Here is a 9170-nt window from a genome sequence, read left to right as displayed (position 1 = left end):
ATCTCCCCTACTCCCCACTCCCTACTCCCCACCCAGCGCTGGACGATGGTGAATCCAAGGTTTAGCGGCTTCTATTTGGGCTGCTAGGCTAATTAAGGTGGCTTCGGCGGCTGGTTTACCAATTAGCTGCACGCTGATGGGTAAACCCTTACTATCAAAACCGACAGGCAGGGCGATCGCAGGTTGTCCAGTTGCATTCGCTGCTGGACAAGGTGCAACCCAGTTAATAATATTTTGGAATGTCTCTTCTGGACTCAGAGAAGCCCATTCGCCAATGCGGATTGGTGAATGTAAATATACTGGCAACACTAATACATCTACGGTATCAAAAAATGCTACGATTTGCCGTGCCACAATTTGCATTTGGTAAACTGCCTGGATGTACTCGGCAATAGTACCTGTGCGTGCCAACAGCCAGCGATTCACTGGCTGCAATAACTCTGGGGGAAGTCCTGATGCAGCCACCGCAGATTGCCAGACGATTTGGAACGGTTCAACTAAGCCGCTGAAATGTGGAGATTTTTGTTCTACTATGTGACCGAGTTGTTCTAATATTTGCACTGTTTGCAACACACCTTGCTGACAGTTAGCATCAGCTTCTCCCAAGGGAGGGATACTGGTGGCAAAGGCAATTCGCAAAGCGCCGGGTTTGGTTTGAGTAGCGGCTAGAAATGATGGTTCTGGGTCTGGAAGCCAGTAAGGATCGCCTGTAACATAGCCAGATATGGCATCTAATAAAGCAGCAGCATCAGCAACGGTACGGGCGATGGGGCCATTGGCAGCAATCCCCGCAAGGCGATCGCCTACTGGTGCTTTACTCACCCTTCCCCGCGATGGTTTGATGCCCACCACACCACAACAAGCCGCAGGGCCACGAATTGAACCACCACCATCAGAACCTTGGGCGATCGCACATAATCCGGCTGCTACTGCTGCGGCTGCACCACCACTGGAACCCCCAGGAGTGTATTCTAAATTCCACGGATTTCTGGCCGCGGGTAAACCCGTAGGTTCCGTGTAAGGAAATGAACCTAATTCTGAAGTTGCAGTTTTACCCAGAATAATAAACCCAGCTTGTTTAATCTTTGTGACGACTCCATCATCATATTCGGGAACATTATTCAGCAATACTCGATTTCCGTAGGTACAAGGCACACCTGCAACGGCGTTGAGGTCTTTAATAGAAATCGGCACACCGAAAAACGGCGGTAGTTGCGAAGTGGTTGTGAGTAATTCTGTTTTAGCTTTAGCATCTGCGATCGCTAATTCTGCCGTCACCGTAAAATAACTCCCCAATTGGGGATTAAACTGCTGAATCCGTTGTAAATATATTTCTACCAACTCCAGCGGCGACAGTTCCCGACGATGGATTAAATCCGCCAACTCTAGCGCTGGAGTAAAAGCTAAATCAATTTCATTCATAGGTTAGTTATTGGGCAGTTTTGTCTTTTTCTACAAGTCTCAAACTGGACTTGTTACTTTAGCAAAATTTCCGGGAACTATAAATCTATCGCTCCTGAGATTTGTGAATTAACCAGGATGCTTAGCTTCAACAAGTATGGTTACGTTGTTACTCCAGCTGTAACTCCACTGTCCAAACATTTTAATTGTTTTTCATCTACTTTCAACAAATCCTCAAGGGATATTTATGGCTGACCTAGAAACGCTAGTTAATGAATTACCAATACTTTGTCAAAAACTTAATTTAACCATTGGTAATTCTCATGACCTCATGCAACAAGTTATCATCATCAGTAATGTTCAAGAACAACTAAGGAACATTCAAAAACTAATTGCTCAAGAATTAAAAGTTACAAAAAATAACACCAATGGTATTAGTACGCTTAATCGTATTGTTTCCAGAGCCACTTTGTTAAATTCTACTGTTGATATAAGCAGTACAGATATCACTAATAGAGCAATATTGATTAGCAAAAAAATTGCTAATTCTGGAAAAGAAATTTCATTAATAGACTTGCAATTTCAAATTAGCTGCTGGCTCGAATGGGGCGATTTCCTTCAGGCTATAGTTGCAGATATTTTAATAGACTCTCAAATAGTAAAACAACTCAATTCCAATATTAACTATCCTAGTCTATCAGAAAAAAATCAAGAATTTGAGGAAATATTAGGAATAAAATTAGTACCGGGTAATGCTACTACTTTAAAACAGCAAGTTTCAACTAAAAATAATCTTCAAGAAGATATTTTACAAGTAAAGCAAAAATTAGATGATATTATCAGCACTCTCAATAGTAGTCAAAACTTCTTAACAATATTACTTGCAATATCGTCATTTTTTGGTAAATCTGGCTTTGTTCTAGAATGGTTGGATGATGACCACGAATTAATGATATCCAGTAATAGTCAATTTCAAGAGCTTACAGAAATTATTAATGATTGTGAATTATTTCAAGAAAAAATTAATACCATATTAAATAGTAATTTTTTCAGAAAACAATCAGAACCAGTTGTGAAGCATCTTGATCAGAAAAACGAAACAAAACATCGTAACAACTCAACAAGAGTATTACCTAATTTTATAGAAGAGAAAATACAAAAACAATTCAAATTAGGACGTTTAACTTTAGTTATAGCTTCGAGTTTAGCTGTCTTAGGTTTGGGAGGTTGGATAAGTAAAGACAAATTTCTAGACCTCCAGCACAAAAGCCAAAATGTAAATCAAGAAAAAAGTGCTGTTACAAATTTTAAATCTGCTTTGCAGCTTGGTCTGGAAGCTTCTGCTTTAGTGCAAACACCACCGCATCCACTAATCGTTTGGCAACAAGCAGAAACCAAATGGCAAGAAGCAATAAGTTTGTTAGCAAATATTCCTGAAGGAACATCAGTTTTTACTCAAGCACAGAATAAATTAACTCGCTATCGTTTTAATTATACTGCTATCAACCGAAAAGTTTTAAATGAAAAGAAAGCAGTTACAGACTTACAATTAGCCAAAAAACTAGCAACTGAAGCTACTTTTTTTGTGCAAAATTCACCTCATTCTTCACTTATTTGGCAACAAGCATTAGACAAATGGCAGCAAGCAATCACTTTATTAGAAGCTATTCCAGAGAGTTCCTTTGTCTCTCAACAAGCTAAAGATACACTTCCTAGTTATAAAACAAACTATGCAGCTATCAGGACGATAATAAATGACTAATATAACAATTCTTTGAGAAGATGTGCCTATAAAACCTACGCAAAACTCAGCTTTGTAGGGACAATGCATGAATTGTCCCTACGTAAAGAAAGTACAAATTCATCTATAATTAGTATAAAAAAAGACTGAAAATTAACAAAATATTTGATTCTATTTGCACAGATGATATGATTTAAGAATACAAAAACATAGAAATAATTAACTTCATCAGCACAACACAATAAGGGGATAGTGACAATGACCGCCACCCAAAATCGCCTGTGGACGGTAGAAGAATATCACCGGATGATTGAGGCTGGAATTCTAACTTCCAAAGATAAGGTTGAACTTTTAGACGGTCGTATCATCCAAATGAGTCCACTAAGTCCACCCAATGCAGCTACTACTCAACGAGCATCTGATTACCTAAAAGTACAACTAATGGGAAAAGCTCATGTCAGGATGCAATTACCTATTACCTTGTCTACCTCAGAACCGGAACCTGATATTGCCGTAGTCCGCATTGATGCAAATGGATATGCTGATCATCACCCCACACCTTCGGAAATATTACTATTAGTTGAAGTCGCTTATAGTAGTTTAAATATTGATCGTGAAGAAAAAGCTCCTATTTATGCTAGAGCAAATATTGGTGGTTATTGGATTTTAGATATTATTGAACGTCAAGTTTATATTTTCCGTCAGCCATCAAATTTGGGATACCAAGAAGAAACTATTCTTCAGCAAGATGCAGTCATAGCACCAATAGCTTTTCCCGAAATCGAAATACCTTTTTCTGAATTGTTTCTTCCTTAACCTTGCCTTTTATAAAATTTGCATTATTCTTTGCGTGACGGACACTTTGCTAAAGTCGGCATAACACATCTGGCTACTGCTATAAAAGAGGCAAATTGCCATTTGATGACGCTTTACCTCTTGCAACACTAAATATCGAAAATTAATCTTAAACCTGAGAGCGATCAGTTAAAATTTCATAGCCAGATTCCGTTACTAAAACTGTATGCTCAAACTGTGCGGACAAAGAATTATCTACAGTTACAGCCGTCCAACGGTCAGATAGTGTTCGCGTATGTCTCGAACCTGCATTCAAAATTGGTTCAATTGCTAATGTCATCCCTGCACGTAATTTAACATTCGGCATGTCTCTAGTACGAAAGTTAAATACTGAAGGTTCTTCATGGAGATTACGACCAACACCGTGTCCGGTGAATTCTTCTACTACAGTGAAACCATTAGCTTTTACATGGTCTTCGATCGCTCCAGCCAAGTCAAGCAAGTATACCCCTGCTTTAACTTGTTCAATGCCCTTATAGAGAGCTTCTTGGGCTACGCGAATTAGTTTAGCAGCATCAGGGGTGACATCACCTACAGCGATCGTGATGCAAGAATCGCCATGAAAGCCTTGGTAATAAGCACCTGTATCTACTTTTAATACATCCCCAGTACGAATCACTTTCTTAGGACTTGGGATACCATGAACAACTTCATTGTTAATACTGGAACAAATAGAACCGGGAAAACCATGATATCCCTTAAAGCTTGGTGTTGCACCCATTTCTCGAATGCGTTTTTCTGCGTAAGCATCCAAGTCAGCTGTAGTCATTCCTGGCTTCACCAACTCAGAAATTTCTTTGAGTACGGTTGCTACAATTTTGGCTGATTGCCGCATAATTTCAATTTCACGCGGCGATTTAATTTCGATACCCCGGTGTTGTTTTGCTGGACGTGTTGGCTTAGGTGTTTGAGAAAGTAAGTTACTGAGAATGTTCATGGGGAATTAATAATTGCTGGCGCTTTGCTGCTACCGTGACAGTGTTTTTTTCTAGATAGTTGAGAAATTATATCTATATTTACGTTAACTTATTTTTAGCACTACGCTCTGTCACCTAACGCAATCAGGCAGTGATACTGAAGAAGCTCAGCCTGCACAGTAGGCTTTTTATGCTTTTTCGACTTGATTATTGCCACCACGCTGCACAAGCTGAAGTGACGTGAGTTCGACAGCTTTAAAAGGCCCCGCTTCCATTCCTCTCCCCTGGAAGGTGAAAGGCTTAAAAACCTTAATTTTTCGTTCTTTACCAAGAATTTCAAAGCCCCTCTCCGACACGGAGAGGGGTTGGGGAGAGGTTCATCGAACTCACGTTAAAGTGGATTGAATATACATATCAGACACACGCCTAGCTATTACTCAAATGATTTTTAATTTTTAATTGGTAACTACAATCTCTCCAGTCATACCTGCTTCTGTATGTCCTGGTATGGGACAGCGTAAGCCATAGTTTCCTGGTTTGAGGGTTACAAACACCCATTCTGCCTCTGCACCTGGCTTCAGTTCCAGTTCGTGGATGGCTCCTTTAATTTCTACTTTGCCTGCTTCGACTTTTTGTGTCCAGATGCTATCTGCAAAATCCTTGGCAGTAAAATAGTGCTTCTGTTGGCTGGGATTGGTCAATCGGAGTTGATAACGTTTGCCTGCTACCAATTCCAAATGATTTGGTTCAAATTTGAGTTCATTAGCAGGATTACTTAAGCGGACTGTAATTTCTGTAGCAGGTTGCTTGAGTAAACTACCAGAGGTATTTGCCGCCATTGCTGGAGTGGCACAAATGAAAGTCAGGTAAACTAGCAACTGAAGTATGAAGGGACGCAAACCTTTGCAGACGTACTGTGAGGTATAAAATATTAATTTGTTCACGTTGCTTTTGTTGGTCAATTAATTTAGAGCCTTTGAGTCAAAGTATACAAAAAATTAATAAGACTGAACAAAATCGGCGTAAGATACCCCCGTAGGGGCGTACAGCTGTACGCCCCTACAGCTGATTCATGTGTTGCAAATATTTTTAGAAATGGTATTTTCTCACGAAATATGTTCAAAGAAAGTTGAGTCAAAATTAGCCGAGTTTAGCTAAAAGTCGAATAAATTCTAAAGGTAAACCATCAGCGTCTGCGATGAAGGCGACTTCCCAAATGCGATCGCCTATTTGCTGCTGTGTGGGTTCTAAAAGGACTTTTAGGGGTTGTAATTGTTCTGGTTGACTTGTTACACGTTCTTTGATATTTGTCAACCAGTTGGGTAAATCTGCTGTAATATCAGTTAAATCAAATGATAGATGATAGTAGCCTACGTAGTGTTCGTCTGCAAATGCATCTGGGGCTGGTTTTGGTTCAGGAATTTGGATGAGTTCGATTCTGCCCCCTAATCCTTCCATCCAACAAGCTAGGGTGTAGCCTGTGGTGAAGCGTTCACAAACTGTAAACCCCAGTATTTCATAAAAAGCGATCGCCCGATGAATATTTGCAGTCCGAATAGAAGCGTGGTGCATAACAAAGTTAGGAGTTAGGAGTTAAAAGTTAGGAGTTAAGAGTTTTAATCTCCCTCATCTCCTATAGTATAAATTCAAAGCAGCAAACAGACCCATTTCTATCTGTTTGCTGCTTTTAGTATGCCAGTTTTACATCTTACCGTGTTGCAGAACTTCTTTTAGATGATTGCGAATTTCTTGTGCTTGCTCTATGTCAGACTGCCGCAATTTTTGAAACAATTCTACACAAGGCTGAGAATTTGCTTCTTGTGCGTCTTTGATGTAGCTGTCGTATGCTTTGACGGCTTCAGCCTTATTATGCAACACGGTGACAAAATCGTACTCTAGGTTGCTAATGGGTTCTTGAGAATGTCCGTTTCCTGTAGTCATAAATTTACCCTGTTTGAGCTTTCTCATTAATTTTTACTAGCGCTAATAGAGTAATTCATCTCCCGAAAAGCTTAAAAAAAAATACAAAGGCTGCGTAAACAGCCTCAGTCAAAAGGAGTTCTAGATTGCTACTCATGGCTGAGTTTATCTAGCTACAGAATGATTACCCATTGGTTGATTTACCCCAGAGACATCCATCAACTATTGTTTACCAAGTCAGATGAAAGTCTCTTTAGTACTTCATACTCAGCAACGCCACATGCTCCACTTGGGCAAAGCCCAAGACCGCAGTGGCTCCTCAGCACTTTTACCCCAAAGGTTGGCTTTCATCATAATGACGTGAATACTGAAATTTCAGTTCGTTTTGCCTTTCTCTATCTCCTTGATGGACAATAGGACATAACTTGGTGTTAGCACTGATACAATCCATGTGTGGGGTTTTAGCACACACTACTAATAACCCACCTAGAATCAGTAATAAACCACAAATTGCTGCCGTTTGAATTCCGGAAATTTCTAGCGCACCGTGAACAACTACTTCTCGCAGTACTGATACAATTGTGACTTCAACTGCTACTCCAACAGCGATGCTATGCTCTTGCAAATAGACCATTAAGAGTCGAAATAACTCTACCAAAATCAACACAAATAGGATTTTGGCTGTCACCTGCTTATAGTCTAGTGGCTGTGTGAGGGCAATAAATATTCCCCACAATTGCATCAGCATGACGGCGAACAAACCCAAACACAGGACAATCACAATTAAATCTTGGAAAGCCTCCATGTTGCGAACGATCGCATGTCGATCAAGCCAGCGGTCAAAAAATAAAAATCGACTCTTGAAGCGCTTTTGCATGTACGTTTCCATTTCAATTGGGACTAGTTCACACCACACCAGCCTGTTAACCCAATAATCTTATGTTACGCAATATTAAGCGATCGCGCCTCAGCGGGGTTGGTAATTTAAATTTTGTGCTTGTTGTAACAATTGTTCGGCATTTCTTGCCCATTGAACATTACTTTGAGCATTATATAAGTCTCTAGCATATTGAAATACTTGCGCCGCTTGTGCATACTGCTTTTGCTGCATAAAAACTAACCCAGCACCATAATAAGCATTGGGATAGTTGGAGTTAGCTTGAGCAGATTTTCTAAAAGATTCCAATGCTTCTGTTAATTTACCTTTACTAAACCAAATAGTACCGAGATTATAGTGAGCTTCTGGATATTTAGGATTAAGTTTTATTGCTTGACGGAATGCATCTCTGGCTTGATCAAGTTTGCCTTGTTGAAGATAACACATCCCTATATGGTAGGGAGGTTCTGGGGCATTTTTACTATATTCCATTGCTTTTTTAAAGGAAGCGATCGCACTATCCCACTTTCCTTGCTGTTCTCGTACCAATCCTAAGTTATAATGAGCAAAACCCAGTTTTGGGTCAAGTTCTAATGCTCGTTGCAAGTAATCGTTAGCTTGTTGTAAATTATTTCCTTCTAATAATGCTCCGCCTAAATTAGCAAAGGCTAAGGCAAATTTAGGATCAGCCTGGGTTGCTCGATAAAAAGCTTCCGCAGCTGGCTTTAATTGTCCTGTTTGTCGCAACGCTAAACCTAAATTGTAATGCGCTGCTGCTAAGTTTGGATCTATTTGGGTTGCTTTTTGAAAGGCTGCGATCGCATCTTGTAGCCTTCCCGCCTGAATTAATAGTAAGCCTTGGTTTAAGGAGTTTGTCGCAGTTTGAGTCGTAGATTGGGCTAGCTGGGCGGGAGTTGGGGGAGATGAGGGAGATGAGGGAGCAGGGGAAGCAGGGGGGGAGAGGATGCTAATAACCACTAATAGCAAACTGGCAATTGCTGCTATGCGATATTTATAGAATAGACTTCTTGCATAAATCAAAAAAAAGAACCCCACCCCGCCTTTGACTTGCGTCAAAGTCTCCCCTCCCCGCTTGCGGGGAGGGGCTGGGGGTGGGGTGTTAGGGAACTTTTGCAAGAGGTCTAATGATAATGCCATTGATTCTTTGACTCGCAACAGTTTAATAATTATTTCAAATCCACAAACAGATATAAATCTAGCAAACCAGGCTGTATCTGAGTACAAACGATTCGGCGAATCGTCTCTACAATTACGAATTACGAATTACAAATTGATATAGTTACGTTTACTTCATGAAAAGTTTTCTTACCAATAACGACTTAACAAAAATTTTTGGTTTTGTATTAAAGTTTGTGTTACTTAACTTTTCTTAAGCTAAATCTTACGACAAGCTACAATTTTTTTTACTTGTAATTAAAAAGAGGATAATGACAAGTTA

General features: G+C 40.0%; 9 protein-coding genes. 2 read left to right on the top strand and 7 right to left on the bottom strand.

Going from position 1 to position 9170, the window contains the following annotated elements; translation table 11 throughout:
• Nucleotides 1-21 precede the first annotated feature (21 nt).
• Nucleotides 22-1422 carry an amidase gene (locus tag I8748_RS21150; RefSeq protein ID WP_198126522.1) on the bottom strand — a complete coding sequence of 467 codons (1401 nt, stop codon included), beginning with the start codon at nt 1420-1422 and terminating at the stop codon, nt 22-24.
• A gap of 226 nt (nt 1423-1648) precedes the next feature.
• Here I8748_RS21150 and I8748_RS21145 point away from each other — a divergent pair, with 226 nt between their 5' ends.
• A complete protein-coding gene (locus tag I8748_RS21145; RefSeq protein WP_198126521.1) occupies nt 1649-3163 on the top strand; it encodes a hypothetical protein in 1515 nt (504 codons plus the stop codon).
• A gap of 237 nt (nt 3164-3400) precedes the next feature.
• Nucleotides 3401-3958, top strand: coding sequence for a Uma2 family endonuclease (locus I8748_RS21140; RefSeq protein WP_198126520.1), 558 nt, complete (start codon nt 3401-3403; stop codon nt 3956-3958).
• A 148-nt stretch (nt 3959-4106) separates the two neighbouring features.
• Here the strand turns inward: I8748_RS21140 and map are convergent, their stop codons facing one another.
• The 6 genes from map to I8748_RS21110 form a co-directional block, all read right to left on the bottom strand.
• Nucleotides 4107-4934, bottom strand: a complete 828-nt coding sequence (map, locus tag I8748_RS21135; protein ID WP_198126519.1) for a type I methionyl aminopeptidase — start codon at nt 4932-4934, stop codon at nt 4107-4109.
• A gap of 435 nt (nt 4935-5369) precedes the next feature.
• The gene (locus I8748_RS21130; RefSeq protein WP_404800344.1) at nt 5370-5801 is read right to left on the bottom strand and encodes a cupredoxin domain-containing protein; all 432 of its coding nucleotides are present in this window, start codon (nt 5799-5801) and stop codon (nt 5370-5372) included.
• 253 nt (nt 5802-6054) lie between these two features.
• A complete protein-coding gene (locus tag I8748_RS21125; protein WP_198126518.1) occupies nt 6055-6486 on the bottom strand; it encodes a VOC family protein in 432 nt (143 codons plus the stop codon).
• A 129-nt stretch (nt 6487-6615) separates the two neighbouring features.
• On the bottom strand, nt 6616-6855 hold the full coding sequence (locus I8748_RS21120; RefSeq protein ID WP_198126517.1) for a hypothetical protein: 240 nt from the start codon (nt 6853-6855) through the stop codon (nt 6616-6618).
• A gap of 307 nt (nt 6856-7162) precedes the next feature.
• Nucleotides 7163-7711 carry a phosphate-starvation-inducible PsiE family protein gene (locus I8748_RS21115; RefSeq protein WP_198126516.1) on the bottom strand — a complete coding sequence of 183 codons (549 nt, stop codon included), beginning with the start codon at nt 7709-7711 and terminating at the stop codon, nt 7163-7165.
• A 90-nt stretch (nt 7712-7801) separates the two neighbouring features.
• Entirely contained in the window at nt 7802-8869 is a 1068-nt protein-coding gene (locus I8748_RS21110) for a tetratricopeptide repeat protein (RefSeq protein ID WP_198126515.1), read from the bottom strand.
• Nucleotides 8870-9170: the final 301 nt, after the last annotated feature.

Source organism: Amazonocrinis nigriterrae CENA67 (genome assembly GCF_016056305.1).
Classification (GTDB): domain Bacteria; phylum Cyanobacteriota; class Cyanobacteriia; order Cyanobacteriales; family Nostocaceae; genus Amazonocrinis; species Amazonocrinis nigriterrae.
The sequence above is the reverse complement of the archived record's forward strand: the minus strand, read 5'-3'. Positions and strand labels throughout refer to the sequence as shown.

Excerpts from the sequence above, each read along its gene's own strand:
- I8748_RS21150 (WP_198126522.1), bottom strand. The coding sequence starts at position 1,422 with ATGAATGAAATTGATTTAGCTTTTACTCCAGCGCTAGAGTTGGCGGAT.
- I8748_RS21145 (WP_198126521.1), top strand. The coding sequence starts at position 1,649 with ATGGCTGACCTAGAAACGCTAGTTAATGAATTACCAATACTTTGTCAA.
- I8748_RS21140 (WP_198126520.1), top strand. The coding sequence starts at position 3,401 with ATGACCGCCACCCAAAATCGCCTGTGGACGGTAGAAGAATATCACCGG.
- map (WP_198126519.1), bottom strand. The coding sequence starts at position 4,934 with ATGAACATTCTCAGTAACTTACTTTCTCAAACACCTAAGCCAACACGT.
- I8748_RS21125 (WP_198126518.1), bottom strand. The coding sequence starts at position 6,486 with ATGCACCACGCTTCTATTCGGACTGCAAATATTCATCGGGCGATCGCT.
- I8748_RS21120 (WP_198126517.1), bottom strand. The coding sequence starts at position 6,855 with ATGACTACAGGAAACGGACATTCTCAAGAACCCATTAGCAACCTAGAG.
- I8748_RS21115 (WP_198126516.1), bottom strand. The coding sequence starts at position 7,711 with ATGCAAAAGCGCTTCAAGAGTCGATTTTTATTTTTTGACCGCTGGCTT.
- I8748_RS21110 (WP_198126515.1), bottom strand. The coding sequence starts at position 8,869 with ATGGCATTATCATTAGACCTCTTGCAAAAGTTCCCTAACACCCCACCC.